Source organism: Brachybacterium sp. GCM10030252 (assembly GCF_042666535.1).
Taxonomy (GTDB): Bacteria; Actinomycetota; Actinomycetes; order Actinomycetales; family Dermabacteraceae; genus Brachybacterium.
This window is the reverse complement of the sequence record NZ_JBHTDM010000031.1, coordinates 55,725-76,921: the sequence shown is the minus strand read 5'-3', so window position 1 is coordinate 76,921 and position 21,197 is coordinate 55,725. Positions and strand designations below refer to the sequence as shown.

17 protein-coding genes are annotated in these 21,197 nt (G+C 71.4%); 3 read left to right on the top strand and 14 right to left on the bottom strand.

Annotated features, from left to right (window positions below):
- Window positions 1-98: 98 nt before the first annotated feature.
- The 6 genes from ACFQRJ_RS14110 to ACFQRJ_RS14085 all read right to left on the bottom strand — a co-directional run bounded on the left by ACFQRJ_RS14110 (window position 99) and on the right by ACFQRJ_RS14085 (window position 7,471).
- Complete coding sequence (locus tag ACFQRJ_RS14110) at window positions 99-1,457, bottom strand: lysine N(6)-hydroxylase/L-ornithine N(5)-oxygenase family protein (RefSeq protein ID WP_377019823.1); 1,359 nt, start codon at window positions 1,455-1,457, stop codon at window positions 99-101.
- Window positions 1,454-2,986: a pyridoxal phosphate-dependent decarboxylase family protein gene (locus tag ACFQRJ_RS14105; RefSeq protein ID WP_377019821.1), complete on the bottom strand. Its 1,533-nt coding sequence runs from the start codon at window positions 2,984-2,986 to the stop codon at window positions 1,454-1,456. The genes ACFQRJ_RS14110 and ACFQRJ_RS14105 overlap by 4 nt, the downstream gene beginning before the upstream one ends.
- Window positions 2,987-3,242: 256 nt before the next feature.
- The gene (gene gatB, locus ACFQRJ_RS14100) at window positions 3,243-4,754 is read right to left on the bottom strand and encodes an Asp-tRNA(Asn)/Glu-tRNA(Gln) amidotransferase subunit GatB (protein WP_377019820.1); all 1,512 of its coding nucleotides are present in this window, start codon (window positions 4,752-4,754) and stop codon (window positions 3,243-3,245) included.
- A gap of 2 nt (window positions 4,755-4,756) precedes the next feature.
- Window positions 4,757-6,295 (bottom strand): Asp-tRNA(Asn)/Glu-tRNA(Gln) amidotransferase subunit GatA, encoded by a 1,539-nt coding sequence (gene gatA / locus ACFQRJ_RS14095; RefSeq protein WP_377019819.1) that lies wholly within the window; start codon window positions 6,293-6,295, stop codon window positions 4,757-4,759.
- Window positions 6,295-6,591: an Asp-tRNA(Asn)/Glu-tRNA(Gln) amidotransferase subunit GatC gene (gene gatC / locus ACFQRJ_RS14090; RefSeq protein ID WP_377019818.1), complete on the bottom strand. Its 297-nt coding sequence runs from the start codon at window positions 6,589-6,591 to the stop codon at window positions 6,295-6,297. Before gatC ends, gatA begins: the two co-directional genes overlap by 1 nt.
- A gap of 19 nt (window positions 6,592-6,610) precedes the next feature.
- Window positions 6,611-7,471 carry a GNAT family N-acetyltransferase gene (locus tag ACFQRJ_RS14085; RefSeq protein WP_377019817.1) on the bottom strand — a complete coding sequence of 287 codons (861 nt, stop codon included), beginning with the start codon at window positions 7,469-7,471 and terminating at the stop codon, window positions 6,611-6,613.
- 80 nt (window positions 7,472-7,551) lie between these two features.
- Between ACFQRJ_RS14085 and ACFQRJ_RS14080 the strand changes: the two genes are divergently transcribed.
- Window positions 7,552-7,764, top strand: a complete 213-nt coding sequence (locus ACFQRJ_RS14080) for a hypothetical protein (protein WP_377019816.1) — start codon at window positions 7,552-7,554, stop codon at window positions 7,762-7,764.
- Window positions 7,765-7,777: 13 nt separating this feature from the next.
- Here the strand turns inward: ACFQRJ_RS14080 and ACFQRJ_RS14075 are convergent, their stop codons facing one another.
- Together ACFQRJ_RS14075 and ACFQRJ_RS14070 are read right to left on the bottom strand one after the other, a co-directional pair.
- Entirely contained in the window at window positions 7,778-8,698 is a 921-nt protein-coding gene (locus ACFQRJ_RS14075; RefSeq protein WP_377019815.1) for a hypothetical protein, read from the bottom strand.
- Window positions 8,695-9,252, bottom strand: coding sequence for a hypothetical protein (locus ACFQRJ_RS14070; RefSeq protein ID WP_377019814.1), 558 nt, complete (start codon window positions 9,250-9,252; stop codon window positions 8,695-8,697). The genes ACFQRJ_RS14075 and ACFQRJ_RS14070 overlap by 4 nt, the downstream gene beginning before the upstream one ends.
- A gap of 164 nt (window positions 9,253-9,416) precedes the next feature.
- Here ACFQRJ_RS14070 and ACFQRJ_RS14065 point away from each other — a divergent pair, with 164 nt between their 5' ends.
- A complete protein-coding gene (locus ACFQRJ_RS14065; RefSeq protein ID WP_377019812.1) occupies window positions 9,417-11,678 on the top strand; it encodes a RecQ family ATP-dependent DNA helicase in 2,262 nt (753 codons plus the stop codon).
- Between the two features lie 24 nt (window positions 11,679-11,702).
- Here the strand turns inward: ACFQRJ_RS14065 and ligA are convergent, their stop codons facing one another.
- Window positions 11,703-14,114: an NAD-dependent DNA ligase LigA gene (gene ligA, locus ACFQRJ_RS14060; RefSeq protein WP_377019811.1), complete on the bottom strand. Its 2,412-nt coding sequence runs from the start codon at window positions 14,112-14,114 to the stop codon at window positions 11,703-11,705.
- A 70-nt stretch (window positions 14,115-14,184) separates the two neighbouring features.
- Here ligA and ACFQRJ_RS14055 point away from each other — a divergent pair, with 70 nt between their 5' ends.
- Window positions 14,185-14,778: a GNAT family N-acetyltransferase gene (locus ACFQRJ_RS14055; RefSeq protein ID WP_377019810.1), complete on the top strand. Its 594-nt coding sequence runs from the start codon at window positions 14,185-14,187 to the stop codon at window positions 14,776-14,778.
- On the opposite strand, the gene ACFQRJ_RS14050 is transcribed toward ACFQRJ_RS14055, so the two are convergent.
- Genes ACFQRJ_RS14050 through ACFQRJ_RS14030 form a run of 5 tightly spaced genes read right to left on the bottom strand, consistent with a single transcriptional unit; the run spans window position 14,708 to window position 21,015 of the window.
- Window positions 14,708-15,526: a helix-turn-helix domain-containing protein gene (locus tag ACFQRJ_RS14050; RefSeq protein WP_377019809.1), complete on the bottom strand. Its 819-nt coding sequence runs from the start codon at window positions 15,524-15,526 to the stop codon at window positions 14,708-14,710. The genes ACFQRJ_RS14055 and ACFQRJ_RS14050 overlap by 71 nt on opposite strands.
- A gap of 24 nt (window positions 15,527-15,550) precedes the next feature.
- Entirely contained in the window at window positions 15,551-16,855 is a 1,305-nt protein-coding gene (locus ACFQRJ_RS14045; protein WP_377019808.1) for a TRAP transporter large permease, read from the bottom strand.
- On the bottom strand, window positions 16,855-17,373 hold the full coding sequence (locus ACFQRJ_RS14040; RefSeq protein ID WP_377019807.1) for a TRAP transporter small permease: 519 nt from the start codon (window positions 17,371-17,373) through the stop codon (window positions 16,855-16,857). Before ACFQRJ_RS14040 ends, ACFQRJ_RS14045 begins: the two co-directional genes overlap by 1 nt.
- Window positions 17,370-18,431, bottom strand: a complete 1,062-nt coding sequence (locus tag ACFQRJ_RS14035) for a TRAP transporter substrate-binding protein (protein WP_377019806.1) — start codon at window positions 18,429-18,431, stop codon at window positions 17,370-17,372. The genes ACFQRJ_RS14040 and ACFQRJ_RS14035 overlap by 4 nt, the downstream gene beginning before the upstream one ends.
- 4 nt (window positions 18,432-18,435) lie before the next feature.
- Window positions 18,436-21,015, bottom strand: coding sequence for a TIM-barrel domain-containing protein (locus ACFQRJ_RS14030; protein ID WP_377019805.1), 2,580 nt, complete (start codon window positions 21,013-21,015; stop codon window positions 18,436-18,438).
- Between the last annotated feature and the right edge of the window lie 182 nt (window positions 21,016-21,197).

The following is a 21,197-nucleotide window of genomic DNA, read 5'->3' as shown; positions in this document are numbered from 1 at the left end:
GACGGAACGTGCTACGACCCCACCATCCACGAGCGGCGCAGAACCGACAGAAACGACCACAGCAGCGCTCTCACGGCCTAGAGGTTGACTCAGGGAACTCATGCGTGCTCCTGCTGGGGTGGGGTCTGCACCGGCACGTCGCCGGGCAGGCCGAAGGTCTGGAACGCGGTGCGGCGTTCGAGGGGATAGGGCTCGCGCCCGGTGATCGCGGCGAGGATGACGCCGGCCCGCCAGGGGCCGAAGCCGAGGTCGGGGGCGGTCAGGCCGTGGCTGTGCTCCTCGGCGTTCATCACGTGGACGCGCCGGGCCGTATCGACGGTGTAGTCCTCGGCGGCCACGTCCAGGCGCCCGCGGGAGTCGCGGCGGATGCTCTCGCCCAGCGGTGCCAGCAGGTCGGTCCCGCGAGCCCGGTACCCGGTCGCGGAGACGACGGCATGGGTGCGGTGCTCGGCCGTGGTGCCGAGCAGTTCGTGCTCGAGCGTCAGGACGAGCTCACCCGTGGCGGCGTCATGTCGGGCGGCGGTCACGGCGGTCCCGGTCAGCAGGGTGCTCGGCACCTCACGGCCGCCGCTGCTGAGGCGGTAGAGGAGATCGTGGATCTCGTCGACCAGGTCGCCGCTGATGCCCTTGTACAGGCTGCGCTGCTCGCGGCCGAGCTGCTCGCGCCGGCTCTCGGGCAGGGACCGGAACAGAGCGGTGTGCTCCGGGGAGGTCAGCTCGAGGGTGAGCTTGGTGTACTCCATGGGGAAGAACCGCGGCGAGCGCGTCACCCAGTCCACCCGGGTGCCGCGGGCGCCCGCGTCCTCGAGCAGGTCGCGGTAGATCTCCGCGGCGGACTGCCCGCTGCCCACGATCGTCACGGAGCCGGCCTCGCGCAGCTGCGCCCGGTGCGAGAGGTAGTCGCAGCTGTGGAGAACCCGGTGCTCCCCAGGAGCGCTCTGCGCGAGCTCGGCGAGCGCCCGCGGCAGCGCCGGAGCGGTCCCGATCCCGAGCACGACGTGCCGGGCCCGATGCTCCTCGAGACCGCTCACCTCGCCGCTGGGGTCCAGGACCTCCGCCGTCACCAGCAGGTGGTCCGCTTCCTCCTGGACCGAGACGACGCGGCGTCCCCAGCGCAGCGAGTCCAGCTGGTCCGCGACCCACCGGCAGTAGTCGTCGTACTCCGTGCGCAGCGGATAGAAGGATTCCCGCACGTAGAACGGGTAGAGCCTGCCGATGTGCTTGAGGTAGGCGAGGAACGAGTAGGGCGAGGTCGGGTCGGCGAGGGTGACGAGATCCGCGAGGAAGGGGACCTGGATGGTCGCACCCTCGATCATCATCCCCGGGTGCCACCGGAACTCCGGGGCCCGGTCGAGGAAGACGGCGTCGACGTCGGCGAGGGGCTCGGCGAGCGCGGCGAGACCGAGGCCGAAGGGGCCGATGCCGATCCCGACCAGGTCATGGATCCGCGCGCTCATCGTGCCGCCGTCGTCGCGGCGAGCTGCGCACCGGCCAGGAGGCCGCGCCCCGTCGCCCGCACCAGGTCCAGGACCGCGGCGACGTCGGTGAGCGTCGCCTCCGGGTTCAGCAGCGTGAGTTTCAGCCAGGGCCGGCCGTCGACGGTGGTGCGGGCGACCATGGCGCGGCCGGACTGGAACAGGGTCCGGCGGATCACCGCGACGTGCTCATCGGCCGTCGCGTCGTCCACGGGGGCCGGCTGGAAGCGGAACAGGACGGTCGAGAGATCCGTCGCTCCCAGCACCGTGAAATCCGGATCCGCCGCCAGAAGCTCATGGACCTGGGCAGCGAGATCGCAGACGGCGTCGACCATGGCCCCGACCCGTGCCGGGCCGAGCGAGCGCAGGGTGGTCCACAGCTTGAGGGCGTCGAACCGCCGGGTGGTCTGCAGGGATTTGCCGACCTGGTTGGGTTCGCTGTGCTCGGAGGCGGCCTCGGCGGCCGGGTGGAGGTAGTCGGCGTGCCAGGTGGTCGCCGCGAGCTGCGCGGGATCGGCCACGATCAGGGCGCTCGAGGAGACGGGCTGGAAATAGGTCTTGTGGAAGTCGATCGTCACGGAGTCCGCCCGCTCGATGCCGGCCAGCAGGTCGCGCCGTGACGGGGAGACGAGCAGCCCGCCCCCGTAGGCGGCGTCGACGTGCAGCCACAGGCCGCGTTCGGTGGTGACGACGCCGATCTCCTCGAGCGGATCGATGAGGCCGCGATCCGTGGTGCCGGCGGTGGCCACGACCGCCATCACCTGCGCACCCTCGTCCTCGACGGCTCGCACGCAGCGGCGCAGGGCCGCGGGGTCCATGCGCCCGTCGGCATCGGTGGGGACCTCGAGGACGGCGTCCCGCTCGAGCCCGAGCAGGAGCGCGGACCTCGCGACGGAGAAGTGGCTGGCCGCGGTGGTCAGCACTCGCAGGCGGGCGACGCCGGGGCCGCGGGACTCCCCGGCGCGCTCCTGGCCGCGCAGCGCGCTCTCGCGGGCGAGGAAGAGTGCCTGCAAGTTCGACTGGGTGCCGCCGGAGGTGAACACCCCGTCGCCGCCGGCGAACCCGATGAGATCGGAGGCCCAGCGCACGAGGCGCTGCTCCATGTGGGTCGCCACCAGCGACTGGTCGTACGTGTCGACCGACGTGTTGATCGCGGCGAGCATCGCCTCGGCGGCGACCGCGGGAACCGCGACCGGGCAGTTGAGGTGGGCCAGGTAGGAGGGGTGGTGGAACCACACAGCGTGGGCGGCGTAGAGCTCGTCGGCCTCGCGCAGTGCGGCACGGTCACCGATTCCCTCCCCCTCGAGGTCGGCGTCGGCCACGAGACCTTCCAGCAGAGAACGGTCCGCGCCCGAGGAGGGGGTGCGCACCGTGCGCAGACGCTCGGCGAGGTCGTCGACCACCTCGTGCAGGAGGGCGGCGTACGTCCCTGCGGTGCGAGCACCCAGCAGCTCTGAGGCCTCAGCGGGCATCCGGGGTGCGGGGGCGGTCTGCGGGAGGGGCTGAGACATCTGCATGGGCCTTCCTGCCGGTCGGGGCGGCACCCCGAAACGGTGAACTACTTAGGTTTGGCTACCCTAAGCCGGTCACGGAATGGTCACGCAAGAGCGATCGTCATGTTCAGCGGTGCGAAGGATCACAGAGCCCTGCGCCCAGCCGCCTCGTCGGCCCGTATCCAGCAGCGCCATGAGCCCGCCCGGCGCCCAAAAAAAGCAGCGCCGCGCCCTCGTTACAGGGCGCGGCGCTGCGGGAGGAAAGGCGGTCAGCTCAGCTGACGCCGAGCTTGTCCATGATGATCTCGCGCACGCGGCCGGCGTCGGCTTGACCGCGGGTGGCCTTCATGATCGGGCCGATGAGGGCGCCGATGGCCTGAACCTTGCCGCCCTGGATCTTGGCGACCACGTCGGGATTGTCGGCGATGGCCTGATCGACGGCGTCGGTGAGCACGGAGTCGTCGGAGACGACGGCCAGGCCCTCCTTCTCGACGATCTCGGCCGGGTCGCCCTGACCCTCGAGCACCTTCGTCAGAACCTGCTTGGCGATCTTGTCGTTGATCTTCTTCGCCTCGACCAGTCCCTGGAGCTCGGCGACCTGCGCGGGCGTCACCGGCAGCTCGTCCAGGTCGGCACCCCGCTCCCCGGCGGTGCGGGCCAGCTCGCCCATCCACCACTTGCGGGCGCTCTGGGCGCTCGCCCCGGCGGTCACCGTGGCCTCGATCAGGTCGAGCGCGCCGGCGTTGATGGCGTCGCGCATCTCCAGGTCGCTGAAGCCCCACTCCCCGAGCAGGCGGCGGCGACGTGCGGCCGGCAGCTCCGGCAGTCCGGCCCGGATCTCCTCGATCCACTCACGGCTCGGGGCGAGGGGGACCAGATCCGGCTCGGGGAAGTAGCGGTAGTCCTCGGCATCGGTCTTCACGCGGCCCGAGGAGGTCTCGCCGGTGTCCTCGTGGAAGTGGCGGGTCTCCTGGGTGATCGAGCCCCCGGCGTCGAGGATCCCGGCCTGGCGGGAGATCTCGAAGCGCACCGTGCGCTCGATGGAGCGGAAGGAGTTGACGTTCTTGGTCTCGGTGCGGGTGCCCAGCGGCGCGTTCCTGTCGGCCCGCAGGGAGATGTTCACGTCGGCGCGGACGTTTCCGCGCTCCATCCGCGCCTCGGAGACCTCGAGGGTGCGGAAGATGTCCCGCAGGGTGCGCACGTAGGCGGCGGCGACCTCAGGGGCGCGGCCACCGGTGTCCGGGATCGGCTTGGTGACGATCTCGACCAGTGGCACCCCCGCACGGTTGTAGTCGACCTCGGAGTGGGTCGCGCCGTGGATGCGTCCCGTGGCGCCGCCGACGTGGGTGTTCTTGCCGGCGTCCTCCTCCATGTGGGCGCGCTCGATCTCGACGCGCACGATCTCCCCGTCCTCGAGCTCGACGTCGACCCAGCCGTCGAAGGCGATGGGTTCGTCGTACTGCGAGGTCTGGAAGTTCTTGGTGAGGTCCGGGTAGAAGTACTGCTTGCGCGCGAACCGGCAGGTCTCGGCGATGGAGCAGTTCAGCGCCAGACCGATCTTGATCGCGTACTCGACGGCCTTGCGGTTGACCACCGGCAGGGATCCGGGCAGTCCGAGCGAGGTCGGGGTGATCGCCGTGTTGGGCTCGGCCGCGAAGATGTTGGGGGCGCCGTCGAACATCTTGGTCTCGGTGCCGAGCTCGACGTGGACCTCGATGCCGAGGACGGGATCGAAGCGGGCGATGGCGTCGTCGTAGTCGACCAGGGCGGTGTTCTGAGCGCTCATCATCACTTCGCTCCTCCTGCGATCGCGGTGAGCTCGGGGGCCTTTGCCAGCAGGGGCCCTCCCCAGGAGTCCTCGAGCAGGGCCTCGAGGGCTCCGCCGACCTGGTAGAGGCGCTCGTCGGCCCGGGCCGGGGCGAGGAACTGGATGCCGGCGGGCAGGCCGTCCTCGGCCAGTCCGCTGGGCACCGAGATGCCCGGGGTGCCGGCGAGGTTGGCGGGGATGGTGGCGATGTCGTTCATGTACATCGCCAGCGGGTCGTCGACCTTCTCGCCGAGGCGGAAGGCGACGGTCGGGGAGGTCGGCGAGGCGAGCACGTCGACCTGCTCGAAGGCGGCGGCGAAGTCGCGCTGGACCAGCGTGCGCACCTTCTGGGCGCTGCCGTAGTAGGCGTCGTAGTAGCCGGCCGAGAGCGCGTAGGTGCCCAGCAGGATGCGGCGCTTGACCTCGTCGCCGAAGCCGGCGCCGCGGGTCGCCTTCATGACCGATTCCGCGGTCGGGTGATCCTCGGGGACCACCCGCAGGCCGAAGCGCATGCCATCGAACTTCGCGAGGTTGCTCGAGGCCTCCGAGGGCATGATCAGGTAGTAGGCGCCCAGGGCGTACTCGAAGTTCGGGCAGGAGACGCGCACGATCTCCGCGCCGGCGCGCTCGAGCTGCTCGAGCGACTCGGTGAACCGCGCCTGGACCTCGGGAGCGAAGCCCTCGCCCTCGAGCTGCTCGATGACACCGATGCGCAGGCCGCTGACGTCCTGGCGGCGGGCCGCGGCGGCGAAGTCGCCGACGGGGTCGGGCAGCGAGGTCGAGTCCCGCGGATCGTGGCCGGCGATGAGCTGGTGCAGCAGCGCGGCGTCCTCGACGGTGCGGGTGACGGGCCCGGCCTGGTCCAGGGAGCTGGCCATGGCGATCAGGCCGTAGCGGGAGACGGAGCCGTAGGTGGGCTTGACGCCCACGGTGCCGGTGACCGCGCCGGGCTGACGGATCGAGCCGCCCGTGTCGGTGCCGATGGCCAGCGGGGCCTCGTAGGCGCCCACGGCCGCGGCACTGCCGCCGCCGGAGCCGCCGGGGATCCGCTCGCGGTCCCAGGGGTTGCGGGTGGGGCCGTAGGCGCTGGTCTCGGTGGAGGAGCCCATGGCGAACTCGTCCATGTTGGTCTTGCCGAGCATCGGCAGGCCGGCCGCGCGGAGCTTCTCGACCAGGGTCGCGTCGTAGGGCGGGACCCAGCCCTCGAGGATCTTGGAGCCCGCGGTCGTGGGCGTGCCCTCGGTGACCATGACGTCCTTGACGGCGACCGGCACGCCGGCGAGCTCGTGGAGCTCCTCACCGGCGGCGCGGCGGGCGTCGACGTCGCGCGCGGCGGCCAGCGCCTGCTCCTCGCTGACGTGGAGGTAGGCGTGCAGATCGCCGTCGACGGCGGCGATCCGGTCCAGGTGGGCGCGGGTGAGCTCCTCGGAGGAGAGCTCTCCGGCCTGCAGCGCGGCGGCCTGGGCGGCGGCACTGCGGCGGATGATGTCACTGGTACTCACGGGCTCGATCACACTCATCATTCTTCGCCCAGGATCTGCGGGACGGCGAAGCGCCCGTCCTGGGCCTCGGGAGCGCCGGCGAGCGCCTGCTCCTGGGTCAGGGTGTCCGCGACGACGTCTTCGCGCAGCACGTTGGTCATGGCAATGGGGTGGGAAGTCGCGAGAACGTCCTCGGTGGCGACCTCGGAGACGGAGGCGACAGCGTCCATGATGGAGTCGAACTCGCCGGCGAAGCGGTCGATCTCCTCATCGCTGAGCTGGATCCGTGCGAGGTCGGCGAGGCGTGCGACGTCTTCTCGTCCGATCGAAGGCATACCCGCATTCTAGGTGGACTCAGCCCGGCGGTCGCACGCGGTAGTGGTAGCCGCCGAGGCGGCGGAAGCCGAGCGTGCGGTACAGCGCCAGGGCGCCGGGGTTGTCGGTCTCGACCTCGAGCAGGGCGCGGGAGGCTCCCTGGACCGCAGCGATCGACAGCAGCGTCTGCGACACGGCCCGCCCGAGGCCTCTGCGCCTGCGGCCCGGGTCGACCGCGATCGCGTTGAGCACGGCGGCCTGCTCCCGGCCGGCCTCGACCAGGGCGGCACGGCCGACGGCGGCGGGGCGGCCCGCCGCGCTCCCCTCGCTGCCGTCGGCCCCGTCGGCCCCGCCGGCTCCGTCGGCTCCGTCGGCTCCGTCAGGCAGCAGCACCTGGACCGCCGGCGTGCCGGCCATGATGGCGTGCAGGGTCTCGCGGGCCTGGTCACCCTCGCGGGGCGCCAGCCGCCAGAAGGCGTCGAACCACTCCTGGTCCAGGGCCCCGGTGCAGATCACGGCCGACGGGGACGGCTCGAGCCGGCTGGCAGCGGTCAGGTCCAGTTCCAGCAGCTCGCTGGGCCCGGCGGTGCCGTAGCCGCGAGCGGCGAGGAGGTCGTCGAGCCCGGGCGGCCCGTGCACGTCGAGCACCCGGAAGGTGGCGGCCTCCCCCGCCGTCTCGCACAGCATCTCGATGCGCTCGATCGCGGAGGTCAGCGCTGCGGTGGACGACGGCGCATCCACGGCGACGGCGCTGTTGGCGCGCCGGGTCACGCCGCGGGAGCGCAGGAGGGCGAAGCCGTCGACGTCGAGGCGGGCCAGGGGCCGCCAGCCGGCGATCAGCGCTTCGCTGAGGTGGTACCCGCCGAGCGGGCGGGAGGTGCGGGATCGACGGGAGCTCATCGCAGAGATCGTAGCGATCGATGCCCCCTCCCCGCGCCGGTAGACTTCGCCCGTCCGCACGAGCCAGAAGGGACCCAGCCATGTCTGTCGACCCCAACATCGATCACGATTCCCACGATCCCGAGGATCGCGAGGAGAGCTCGAACGACAAGGCGATTCGTGAGGCCGAGGAGCTCGAGGCGCGCATGCGCCGTGCCCTGGCCACGAAGGACGATCCCCTGCGTGAGGGAGAGTCGACGCCGGAGCGTCTGCGTCGTCTCGCCGAGCAGGAGGCCTCCGGCTCCCAGGAGTGACCCCTGCCCTGCTTCAGCCGCGCGGATCGGGCGGCGGCATCAGGAGCAAGGGCAGGTAGAGCACCCCGGAGAGGTTGTACGGGAAGGTGATCCGCATGATCGCCCTGATCCCCCAGTGCATCGCGAACGCCGCGCCGGCGAACACCCGTCCCGCCCTCCGGTCCAGCACCGCCAGCGGCGCCCCGAACTCGACGGCCAGCGAGGCCGCGGCCATCGCGGTGAACAGGGCCGGGTAGGGATAGAGCCGCTTTCCCAGCGCCGAGGATCGCTCGCCCAGCATCTCCTTGCGCAGCGCATCGAAGGCGACCTGATCGCGCATGTGACCGCCCCGGACCCAGCCCAGCCCGTCCCCACCGGTGAGCTTCGCCAGGCCGGCGAGCACGTAGGTTCCCGCGACGGCGGCGTTCATCACCGTCGGGGTCGCTCCGTACATCCAGGATCGCCGGCCCGGCAGCAGCGACCGGTCGCGCAGGAGCGCATCGATGCTGAGCGCATCGCCAGCGGGAGCGGCCGCGAGGACCATCGTGTGCAGGACGAGTGTGTTCTCGTGGTGGAAGACCATGGACCACGAGTTGCGGTAGGCGAAGTTCCAGGTCTGCAGGGCGGAGTGCACGGGAGCGAGCACCCGGTGGCCGACGCCGGCGGCGAACAGGGCGCCGGTGACGAGCGAGGCGTCCACGAGCCGGTCGGCGATCACCGGCGGCAGCGGCCGGCGGAGGATGCGGGCGGGGCCGACGGGGTCGAAGCTCGCCGGATCGGTGCGGTGGACCCCCTGGTAGAGCCTGCGCTTCCGGCCGACGTGCCACAGGTGGTAACCGCCGACGGCCAGGCGCAGCAGGCCCGGCCCGGCTGGTCCGGCGTGCGGGGCGAGCCGCCGCCCGGCGCAGACCGCGACGGCGCGCAGGAGGGTGCCGGCTGCTCGGCGCGCGCTCATGACAGGGCCTTCTGTGCGCCGGTGCGTCCCGGCACGTCAGCGCTGCCGCGCACGTCCAGCGCCGTGGTGAACACGTCCCTGCTGCGGCCGAGCATGAACGGTTCGACGAGGTACCGGCCGCGCACCACGTGCACGCGGTGCACGTCGCGGTCCGCCGGCCTGTCGCGGGCGGCGATCAGCGCCGCGACCCGCTCGGCGATCTGCTGGCCGTCGCCGTCCCGCACGCGTCGGCGCACCTGCCGGCGCACCGCGTTGAGTCCTCCGGTGCCCAGATATCCGTGGTGCAGCGGGCTGACGGATCCGTCCTCGTGCACGCCGAGCAGATGGGTCACCCAGTAGTGCGCCTTCCGTGGGGCCGAGAACATCGGATAGTGGCTGAAGGGGAACGAGTCGCGTGCCTCCTCGGATCGGGCGAACCGGCGCGCGGGCAGTGCCACGGCGCTCAGCAGCGCGGCTGTCAGCACCGCGGCCGCGAGGCGGACGGCCACAGTGTCCGGTCGCGACGCGCACTGGTGCGGGGTCGATGGGATCCGGGGCCGGGGAGCTGTGCTCATGCGCTCACGCTAGGAGGGGGCGATGAGAGCCGTGCCCTCCGGTATGAGAGAACGATGAGAGTCCTCTCAGGTTCCTCTCGATCCCAGGCTCCTCCCCACCGCCCGGGCGTCCACATCGGGCCACGGCGCCCCCGCCCGTCGGTCCCGGTTGGGAGACTGGGGCCATGGAATCCATCGGCTCCGCCCCCGGCCCGCCCCTCGCCCCGGTCGACTCCGCTCTGCGCCCCGAGGCCCAGGAGGCGCTCGCGGCCCTGACGGGCCGAGCGGACGTCGGATTCCGCGACGGCCAGTTCGAGGCCATCTCCGCCCTGGTCGAGGAGCGCCGGCGGGTGCTGGTCGTCCAGCGCACGGGCTGGGGCAAATCGGCCGTGTACTTCCTCGCGGCCCTGCTGCAGCGCCGCCGGGGAGCCGGGCCGGCACTGATCATCTCCCCGCTGATCGCCCTGATGCGGGACCAGGTGGCCGCCGCACGCCGGGCCGGGGTGCGGGCGGAGGCGATGAGCTCGGCGAATCCGACCCAGTGGGAGGACATCGAGCAGGCGCTGCAGGCCGATGAGCTGGACGTGCTGCTGGTCTCCCCCGAGCGCCTCGTCAACCCCCGCTTCCGGGCCGAGCAGCTGCCCCGGCTGGTTCAGCGCTGCGGTCTGCTGGTGATCGACGAGGCGCACTGCATCTCGGACTGGGGGCACGATTTCCGGCCCGACTACCGGCGTCTGCGCGATCTCGTGGCCGAGCTCGGCGACCAGGTTCCCGTGCTGGCGACGACCGCCACGGCGAACTCCCGCGTGGTGGCGGATGTGGCCGAGCAGCTCGGCTCCCGCGGGGAAGGCGCGAGTGCGGTGCTCACCCTGCGCGGGGCGCTGACCCGGGATTCGCTGCGCCTGGGCTGCCTCACCCTGCCTGACGACCGCTCCCGGCTGGAGTATCTGGCACAGCATCTCGACGAGCTGCCCGGCTCGGGGATCATCTACACCCTGACCGTCTCCGCGGCGGAGGACCTCGCCGATCTGCTGGATCGGCCGGGCCGACGGGTGCGCACCTATACCGGGCGCACGGACTCCGAGGAGCGGGCCGAGCTCGAGCAGGCGCTCAAGGACAACGAGGTCAAGGCGCTGGCGGCCACGAGCGCGCTCGGCATGGGGTTCGACAAGCCCGACCTGGGGTTCGTCGTCCATCTCGGGGCGCCCAGCTCTCCGGTCGCCTACTACCAGCAGGTGGGCCGCGCCGGCCGCGCCACCGATACGGCCGAGGTGCTGCTGCTTCCCGGCCGGGAGGACCGGGCGATCTGGGAGTACTTCGCGACCGCCTCGATGCCCGCCCAGGCCGACGCCGACGCGGTCCTGGCCGAGCTGACGAGGTCCGGGGCGCCGCTGTCGACGCCGGCGCTGGAGGCACGCGTCGACGTCAAGCGCAGCTCCCTCGAGCTGCTGCTGAAGGTGCTCGCGGTCGAGGGCGCCGTCGAGGCCGTGCGCGGCGGCTGGGTCGCCACCGGAGCGTCGTGGACCTATGACGCCGAGCGCTACGAGAACGTCGCCCGGGCACGCCGCGCCGAACAGCAGGCGATGCTCGAGTACGAGCGGCTCCAGCCGGGAGATCCGCAGCAGTGCCGGATGATGTTCCTCGCCCGCCAGCTGGACGATGACACGGCGGCTCCCTGTGGTCGCTGCGACGTGTGCGCCGGGCCGTGGTACCCGCTGCCGGAGTCAGGATCGCAGACGGCGTCCGCACCGGCGTCGGCGTCGCCATCGGGCGGATCGGGCTCCTCCCGCGAGGCGGTCTCGCGCCTGCTGGATCGGGTCGGTGTGCCCGTCGACCCGCGCAAGCAGTGGCCGCAGGGACTGGACAGGCTGGAGGTGACCTCCGAGGCGGGGGCACCGCTGCGCGGCAACATCCCGCCGGGCGAACGCGTCGAGGAGGGCCGCGTGCTGGCGCGCATGTCCGACCTCGGCTGGGCGGTGCCGCTGAGGCACCTGCTCGCGGTCGACGAGGACGGCCGCCGGGTCGACGCCGAGCTGACCCCCGCGATCGCCCAGCGCGTGGTCGAGGTGCTCACGGACTGGGATTGGGCGCAGCGGCCCGCCGCGGTGGTCTCGGTGCCCTCCACGACGCGGCCCACCCTGGTGCGCCGGCTCGCCTCGGGCATCGCCCGCACCGGGCGCATGCAGGATCTGGGCGAGCTCGGCCTCGCGCCCGGCGCCGCCCCGCTGCACGGGGCGCGCAACAGCGCGTTCCGGGTCGCCGCCCTGTGGGGCCGGTTCACCGTCCCACCGCAGCTGACCGAGGCGATCGCGGCGCTGGATGGCGCACCGATCCTGCTGGTCGACGATGAGATCGACACGCGATGGACGATGACCATCGCGGGACGGGCACTGCGCCGGGCCGGGTCGGGACCGATCCTCCCGCTGGCCCTGGCCCAGGTCAGCTGAGCCCCGGATCACCGGAGCCCCGGGTCAGTCGAGAGCGTCGGGGCCGCCCTCGAGCAGGGCGACGAATCCGTCCTCGTCCAGGATCCGCAGACCGAGCTCCTCCGCCTTGTCCGCCTTGGACCCGGCGTTCTCCCCGACCACGACGAAGTCCGTCTTCTTCGAGACCGAGCCGGAGGCCTTGCCGCCCCGGGCGATGATCGCCTCCTTGGCGCCGTCCCGGGTGAACCGCTCGAGCCCGCCGGTGACCACCACGGTCACCCCTTCCAGGGTCCTGACGAAGCCTTCCTCGACCTCGTCGACCATCCGCACGCCGGACGCGGCCCAGCCGTCGACCAGCTGGCAGTGCCACGGCACCGAGAACCAGTCGGTCACGGCCTCGGCGATGATCGGGCCGACGCCGTCGGTGTCCGAGAGCTGCTCGACGCTCGCCTCACGGATCGCCGACATCGACCCGTACGCGGTGGCCAGCGATCGCGCGGCCGTCGGCCCCACGTGCCGGATCGACAGGGCCACCAGCACCCGCCACAGCGGCTGCTCCTTCGCCTTCTCCAGCTCGCTGACCAGCAATTCGGTGTTCTTCAGCACCGTCGGAGCCTTCTGCAGCTTCCAGGCGCCCTCGCGCTTGTAGTACTTCAGCGCCGGCCGCGACCAGAAGACGGGCTGGATGCGCCAGTCGCCCGTGGGCTCCCCGTCGCGCCGCTCCGGCTGCCAGACGAAGACCTCGCGCAGGGACTCCGCGGTGAGGTCGAAGAGGTTGTCACCGATGGTCACCGCCGGTTCCTGCAGGCCGGGCAGCAACGGGTCCTCGAGGTCCGTGACGGCGAGCACCGGCACCCCGTCGGTCCCGTCGGTGATCACGCCGTTCTTGAGGACGGCGAAGTTCTCCTGCTCCGCGTCGGAGGGTTCCCGGATCGGCAGATGGATGCGGTGGCCGGCGCGCAGAGCGGCGAGAGCCTCGGGACGACGCTTGTCGGGATCGGTCAGGGCGATCGCGCTCTCCTCACCCAGCGACTCGATGTCGAAGGCGCCGCGGGAGGCGGCATGCTCGACCCTGCCGGTCACCTGCGCGGGACAGTCCTTCGCATTGGGGCAGCGCCAGTCCTTCTCCCCCTCGCGATCCGGGCCGATCGCGGTGCCGCACGACGGGCACCGGGACGGCATCTCGAACGGCCGTTCGCTGCCGTCGCGCAGCTTCTCCACCGGTCCGAGGATCTCGGGGATCACGTCACCGGCCTTGCGCAGCACGACGGTGTCCCCGATGAGGACGCCCTTGCGCTCGACCTCGAACTGGTTGTGCAGCGTGGCCATCTCCACGGTGGAGCCGGCGACCTTGACCGGCTCCATGACGCCGAAGGGGGTCACGCGGCCGGTGCGCCCCACGTTGACCTGGATGTCCAGGAGCTTGGTGGTGACCTCCTCGGGCGGATACTTGAACGCGATCGCCCAGCGCGGGGCACGCGAGGTCGATCCGAGCGCGCGCTGCTGGGCGAAGGAATCGATCTTGACCACGATGCCGTCGATCTCGTGCTCGACGTCGTGGCGGTGCTCGCCGTGGTGGGCGATGAACTCGCGCACCTCCGGAAGGCTCTCCAGCACCCGGGTGTGCGGGGACGTGGGAAGGCCCCATCCCTGCAGCGTCTCGTACACCTCGGACTGCGAGGTCAGCGTCATCCCCTCGTGGGCGCCGATCCCGTGGACGTACACCGCCAGGGCGCGGGAGGCGGTCACCGCGACGTCCTTCTGGCGCAGGGAACCGGCCGCGGTGTTGCGAGGGTTGGCGAACTCCGCCAGTCCGGCCTCGCGCCGCTGATCGTTCAGCGCCTCGAACTCCGAGGTGGGATAGAAGACCTCACCGCGCACCTCGAGCACCGCCGGCGGCGCGTCGGTCTCCAGCCGTTCGGGGATCGAGTCGATGGTGCGCACGTTGGCGGTGACGTCCTCCCCCACGCGCCCGTCGCCACGGGTCACGGCACGCACGAGCTCGCCGTCCTCGTAGACCAGCGAGATGGCCAGACCGTCGATCTTGAGCTCGGTGAGGTAGCGGACCTCGGCAGCTCCTGCGCCCAGGCCCTCGGCGGCGCGGTGGGCCCAGGTGTCGATCTCCTCGAGGGTGAACGCGTTGTCCAGGCTCATCATCCGCTCGATGTGCTCGACGGGCGCGAAGCCGGGAGCGACCGCCCCGTGGACGGTCTGGGTGGGCGAGTCGGCCTTGACCAGCTGCGGGTTCTCCGCCTCGAGATCACGCAGCTCCTGCTCGAGCTGGTCGTACTCGGCGTCGGCCATGGTCGGTGCGTCGTGGACGTAGTAATCCTCGATCGCCTGCTCGACCTGGGCGGTCAGCTCGGCGATGCGCGCCTGCGCGCCCTCGGCCGAGCTGCGCTCCTGGGGCGGGGCGTCCCGATCCTGGCTGTCCTGCGGGTCCTGTGGCTGGCTCACCCCACCATTCTTGCTCATCGCCATGACATCCGCAGGTGCGAGCCCCGCGGCCGCCCCTAGGATCCGTGCCATGAGCATCGCGCGCAGCATCCGCCTGGCCACGGAGGAGGACCTCGCCGCTGTGGAGGGCATCGAATCCGCGGCCGACGGGCTCTTCGAGCCGCTGCTGGGTCCCGAGCCGTTCGGCGCGGAGTCGGCGACCGCCGGCGACGCGCGGGCTGCTGAGCCCGGGTTCCTCCTGGTCGCGGCCGAGTCCGAGGGCTCCCCGGCGGTCGGCTTCGTCCATGTCCTCGAGCCGACCGGGCCGGCAGGGCTCGTCCACCTCGAGCAGCTCGCCGTGCTGCCCGAGCATCTGCGTCGCGGACACGGCAGGGCACTGGTGGAGGCCGCGGCAGCCGAGGCCGCGTCCCGCGGAGGCACGCGGCTCACCCTGCGCACATTCGCGGAGGTGCCGTGGAACCGGCCGTTCTACGCGGCGTGCGGCTTCCGAGTGGTCGGGCCGATCGACTCCGACTTCCATCGCGGCCTGGCCCGCACGGAGGAGGAGCTGGGGCTGACGCGGCTGGGGACCCGCGTGCTCATGGCCCGCGACCTCACGGCGCCGGCCGCGTGCTCCGCACCGCCCGCGGCGTCGAGCCGGTCCGCTCCCGGAAGACGCGGTTGAAGTGGGTGACGGTGGCGAAGCCGACGTCGGCGGCGATCCGCCCGACGGGCAGCTCGGTCTCCTGCAGGAGTCGGCGCGCCTGGTCGACGCGCAGATCGTTGACGTAGGAGATGACCGTGGTGCCGGTGTGCCGCCGGAACTCCCGTGAGAGGTGATGGCGGCTGACGAAGAACCTCTCGGCGAGCTCCCCGAGCTCGATGTGCTCGGTGTAGTGCCCGTGCAGGTGCCGGATGACTCGCGCGACGCGGGTCTCGCGGGCGGCGGTGGCGGCATCGACCTCCTCCTGCCGCAGCAGTACCAGCAGCAGCTGGGTCAGCAGCAGTCTCAGCTCGTCCTGCGAGCTCTCCCCCAGCGTCTCCTGCGTATGCAGCATTTGGTCGACGATCCCGCGCACCGAGGCCAGGCCCGACGCCGTCGGCCGGAACACCCGGGCATCGCAGCCGAGTGCCTCGCGCACGTGCCCGTACAGCACGGCGTCCGGGCGCGCATAGACCACCACGCGCCGGAAGGGCACTCCCGGTGGGCTGTAGGAGAAGTGCTCGTCACCGGGTGGGAAGGTGATCGCCTCGGGCGCGGAGATCCGGTGCACGTGGCCGCCGGAGACGTGCTCGCGCCGGCCCTCCTCCAGGACGTAGACCTCCAGGAAGTCATGGCGGTGCGGACGCGCCATGTTGTCGTCGACCCCGTGGACGCGGGCGACGGCGACCGCTCTCCCGCCCGCCATGAGCTCACCGGCCACGTCCTGCATCGATCGATCCCTTCCCCGGGGTGCCTACTCCAGCAGCCCCAGCATGCCCGGGATCCCGAGCGAGAGCGCGGGGACGTAGGTGATCAGCAGCAGGAGCACCACCAATCCGGCGAAGTAGGGCAGCAGCCGCGGGACGACGTCCTCGATCCGCACGCCCGCGACACCGGTGGCCACGAACAGCACCGAGCCCACCGGTGGGGTCATGGTGCCGATGCACATGGCCAGGATCAGCACCATGCCGAAGTGGACAGGATCCATCCCCAGCTCGGTGGCGATGGGCAGGAAGATGGGGGTGAAGATCAGGATCGCGGGCGTGATGTCCAGGAACGTTCCCACGACCAGCATGATCACGAGCATCAGGGCGAGGATCGCCACGCGCGAGTCGGTGGTCGATACCAGCGCGTCGGTGATCGCCGAGGGGATGCCGGTGAAGGCCATCACCCATGCCATCGCGGAGGACGCGGCGATCAGCAGCATCACCACGCCGGTCGAGCTCACCGTCCGCACCGCGATCTGCGTCAGCGCCGTGCTGTCCAGGGAGCGGTAGATCAGCGAGAGCACCAGGCAGTACACGACCGCGACCGCCGCGCCCTCGGTCGCGGTGAAGATGCCGGCGACGATGCCGCCGACGACCACGACCACCAGCAGCAGCGAGGGAATGGCGCGACCGAGCACGGTCAGCCCCTGGCGCAGGCCCACGCGCTCGCTGCTGCGGTAGCCGCGGCGGCGGGCGACGACGAACGCGATCAGCATGACCACCAGGCCCATCAGGATGCCCGGCACGTAGCCGGCCATGAACAGCGCCGAGACGCTCACCCCGCCGGCGACCGTGGAGTAGACGATCGCGGCCGTCGTCGGCGGGATCAGCAGGCCCACGGAGGCCGAGGCGATGTTCACCGACGCCGAGTAGGCGGGGTCGTACCCCTCCGTCCGCTGGCGCTCGTGCAGGGTTCCGCCGATCGCGGCGGCCGAGGCCACGGCGGATCCCGACAGGGAGCCGAACAGCATGTTGGCCAGCACGTTGGTGTGGGCCAGGGACCCGGGGACGCGGCCGGAGATCACCAGGGCCAGGTCCACCAGCCGCTGGGCGATGCCGCCGTTGTTCATGATGTTGCCGGCGAGGATGAACAGGGGCACGGCGAGCAGCGAGAAGCTCTCCACGCCCATGCTCATCTGCTGGCCGACGACGAAGGTGGTGTCCGCCCAGGGCAGCATCAGCAGGGCGGTGACGAAGGCGGAGACGATGATGCCGACGGAGATCGGCACACCGAGGGCCAGCAGCACCACGAAGGTGCCGAACAGGGCGAGGGCTGCGAGCAGCGGGTCCATCACTCGGCCTCCTTCGGGGCGGTCGCCTCGAGCGGGGTGCGGACGAGGTCGAGGATGTTCAGCACCTGTGCCAGGGCGATGGCCGCCCCGGTGATCGGGCCGATGAGGTAGACGAGGCCACGGGAGATGCCCAGCAGGGCGGAGATGTTCTCCCGCGAATCCCAGGCGAGCATCGCGCCGCCGATGCCGAGGACGAGCACGGCGAGCGCGAGGATCAGCAGGTCGATGGCCAGGACGAGTCCGCGCCGGGCGCGGACGGGGAGCCGGTCGCGCACGATGGTCAGCGCCATGTGCTCGCGCTGGAGGAAGGCATAGGTCGCGCCGACGAAGGAGACCCAGATCAGCGCGTAGCGGACCAGTTCCTCGGTGAAGGCGACGGGGCTGCCGAGCACGTACCGGGTGAAGACCTGGTACAGCACCAGGGCCGTCATCAGCACCAGCAGGGCGACGGCGAACCACAGCAGAGTGCCGGCGAGCACCCGGCGGAGGCGATGGACGGTGTCGGCGGAGGCGTTCATGCGCGTGACTCCTCACTGACCTGTTCGATGGTCTCCAGCAGCTCCGCGACCTCGGGATACTCCTCGGCGAACCGGTCGACCACAGGCCGGGTGGCCTCGCGGAACGCGTCGGTCTCGACGTCGTCGACGAACTCGACGCCCATGTCCCGCGCGTCGGCCTCCGCGGTCTCGATGGCCTCGGCCCAGGCGATCCGGTGGTCCTGCGAGGACTGTCGGGCCGCCTCGACGATGAGGTCCTGATCCCCGCTCTCGAGCCGTTCCCAGGCGTCGGAGCTGATGAGCATCAGGTCGGGGATGCGCGTGTGCTCGGTGCGCGAGAAGACCTTGGCGACCTCGCCGTGGGCGCTGTCGGTCAGGACCGTCTCGTTGCTCTCGGCCCCGTCGATCAGGCCCGTCTGCAGCGCGGTGTAGGTGTCACCGAAGGCCATCACCACCGGTGCGGCGTCCAGCTGCTCCATGAGATCGGTCTGGGAGCGCATGTCCTGGACCCGGATCTTCAGCCCCACCACGTCCTGGGGGCTGCGCACCGGGCTCGCGCGGGTGTAGAAGGAGCGCGCTCCGGAGGAGTAGTGGGTCAGGCCCACGAATCCGCGGTCCAGGGTGGAGCGGTAGAACTCCGCCATCTGCTCGGAATCCATCACGGCGTGCATCTGCTCCTCGGAGTCGAACACGTAGGGCAGGCCGAAGGTGTGGTAGCCGGCGTGGTAGCCGGCCAGGCCGGGGCTCGCGACGCGGGTGATGTCGACGATGCCCTGGGTGAGCTGGCCGAGCACGGCGGTCTCGGAGCCCAGCTGACCGTTGGCGTAGATGTCGACCCGGATGCGGCCCTGGCTGCGCTCGGCCACGGCATCGGCGAATGCGGCGATCGCCACCGAGGTGGGGTGCTGGTCATTGAGGTTGTGGGCCAGGCGCAGCACCAGCGGCCGGCTGCTGTTCGCGGCCGCGCTGGTCAGCTGCGTGCTGCGAGCGCTGCAGCTTGCCAGGGCCAGCGGCGCGCCCAGCAGCAGGGCGCGCCGTCCGAGGCGCGGCGTCGCGGGATCGTGGCGGTGGGTCGTCATGGCCTCACATTCCGATCATGTCGAAGGTCTCGAAGGAGATCTCGAGGTCGAGATCGTCCCCGTCGTCGGGCAGTGCGATCTGGACCGATCCGAGCGCGGCGTCGTAGTACCAGCCGCTGTCGTGGCCCTGGAAGTCGGCGGCCTCCGGACGGTGCTCGAGGCTCCGTCCGTTCGCCCGGACGTGCAGCGGGGCGCGCTCGGGATGGATGACGTCGAACCGGAACGCCTGCACGGCGCTGCGGTAGGGGCCGGAGCGCTCGAGGGTGATGCGCACGGTGGAGCCGGAGGTCATGGTCACGACGCTCTCGCGGCGCTGGCCGCGTTCGTGCGCTCGGGTGCGGCCGTCGTCCTCGTGCAGGACGAACCGTCCGTCCCGCTCGGGGGCGCAGATCAGCCGCAGGGTCCGGATCTCGTCGCGCACCAGCGAGGTCGGCTGCTCGACGGCGATCGGGATGATGCCGCCGGCGCGGATGTACAGCGGGATCGAGTCCCAGCCCACCGGCTCCGTGACCGTCGTGCCTCCCTCGTGCCGCGTCCGCGTGGCGAGGTCGTAGAACGCCTCGTCGGCCGGGAAGCGGACCGTGCGGGTGGTGGCGCCCTTCTCGAGCACCGTGGCCACCAGGAGGGAGTCGCCCAGCATGAAGGTGTCGGTGGTGTCGTAGCCCTCGACGTCGTGCTGGAACGCGCTGATCAGCGGCTCCATGATCGGAGCTCCCTCGCGGGAGGCGCGGACCATCAGCGAGTACAGGTAGGGCATCAGCCGGTAGCGCAGGTTGATCGCCTCGCGGATCGGCCCGGTGGTCTCGGGGTACATCCACGGCTCGGTGACGGTGTTGTCGGAGTTCACGGAGTGGATGGAGAAGCGGGGCTGGAAGATGCCGTGCTGGACCCAGCGCAGCAGCAGCTCCGGCTCGGGCCGGGGCCCGTGGAAACCACCGATGTCGCACCCCTGGTTGGCGACGCCGGACAGGCTCATGCCCAGGATGGTGGCGATGTTGGCGCGCAGGGTCTCCCAGGAGGTCGAGTTGTCCCCGGCCCAGGTCTGGGCGTAGCGCTGGATCCCGGCGTGCCCGGCGCGGCAGACGATGTAGGGGCGCTGGTCGGGGTGGGCCTCGGTGATGGCGTCCTGGGTGACGCGGCACATGAGGTTGGGCATCACGTTGCGCACCTCGGCGAGTGTGCTCGGGGCGCCGTCCCCGTCGACCTCGGAGTCCATGTCGAGCACGCCTTCGTACTCGCAGTTGTCGTTCCAGACCGAGGCGGTGCCCTTCGCGAGCACGGACTCGGTCAGCCACTGCTTCCAGACGTCCCGGGCTCGCGGGGAGGTGAAGTCGACGAAGTGTCCCGGTCCGCCCCACCAGGCGCCGACGGCGGGCGGGCGCGGGGCGTCGGGGTCCGCCTCTCCCCCGCCGGTCACGGACAGCGCGGGGGCGGTGGTCGCGGCCTGGTCCAGGGCGTCGTCGCTGGCCCCGACGAACACGCCGCGCTCGGCGAACTCGGCGCGCCGCGGGTGGACCGTGAGCACGCCGGGCTTCACGTTCGGGGAGACGACGACGCCGCGCTCGTCCATGGCGGAGAAGAAGCCAGCGGGATCGGGGAACCGCTCCTGGTTCCAGGTGAACACGCAGCGCTTGGCGCCGTCGGCCGTCTGCTGGGTGGTGTAGCCGCTGGAGAGCTGGAAGCCGTCCACCGGGATCCCGTGCTCACCGGCGAGATCGACGAACCGGGTGATGGCCCGGTCGCTGCCGGAGGTCAGCTCGGCGTAGTACATGGAAGAGGCGAGATAGCCCAGTGCCTGGCGGGGCAGCACGGGCGGACGTCCGGTGAGCTCGGTGTACCGGGCCACGACGTCCCGAACCTGCGGGCCGGCGATGAGGAACAGATCGACGTCGCCGCCGTCGGCGATCATCTGGGTGTGGTGGGGGAAGTAGTTGCTGTGCGAGCGGCCCAGGTCGAAGGAGACGTCGCGGGTGCCGTGGTAGAAGTACCCGACCGCCTGGCGGGAATCGCGATTGACCTTGAGGTAGAACGGGATGTGCTTGTACAGCGGTGCGCTGCGTCGGGCGTCGTAGCCGAGGCTGTCGCGCGGGCTGAGGGAGACCAGCTGCTTGGCCTTGTCGAGCTCGCCCGTGGTCTCGCCGAAGCCGACGAAGGCGTCGCCCGGTTCGAGCCGGGTGGTGTGGATCCGGCGGTGGTTGGTGTCCTCGCGGTAGGCGATGTAGGGCACATCGGCGTGCAGCACGCTGCCGTCGGCGTCCAGCACGCGGATCTCCAGCGGGGAGCGGCGCACCTCGACGCGCAGCCGGGGGCCGATGAGCACGGCCGTCTCGTCCGTCTCCTCCAGCTGCACGGGGACCGGGGCGATGCGCGTGCGCTCCTCCCCCAGCACCGGATCGAGGCGGTCCTGCCAGGCGGTGGTGGTGAGGCTGTAGGACTGCTCGGCGAAGTCCCCGTCGAAGCCCGCGCGGATCCGCACGATGTCCGAGGTCATCATGAGCAGCCGGATCTCGACGCCTTCGGTGACCACACGGAGCACACCGTTCCCGTCCAGCTCGACCCGCTGCACCTGGGTGCTCGTGCGCATGGCTCGTCCTCCATCGGAATCGTCGGGCAGTGCCGGGCCGCGTCGTCGATGCTGTCCACGTCGTTGCGGGTGCGTCAGTGCAGATCGATGCGCGCGGCTATGGCGTCCGACGCCAGCCTAGGCGGGGAGATCACCCCGTTCTCCACGGATCGTGATCATGACCGGCCCGAACTTGACCGATC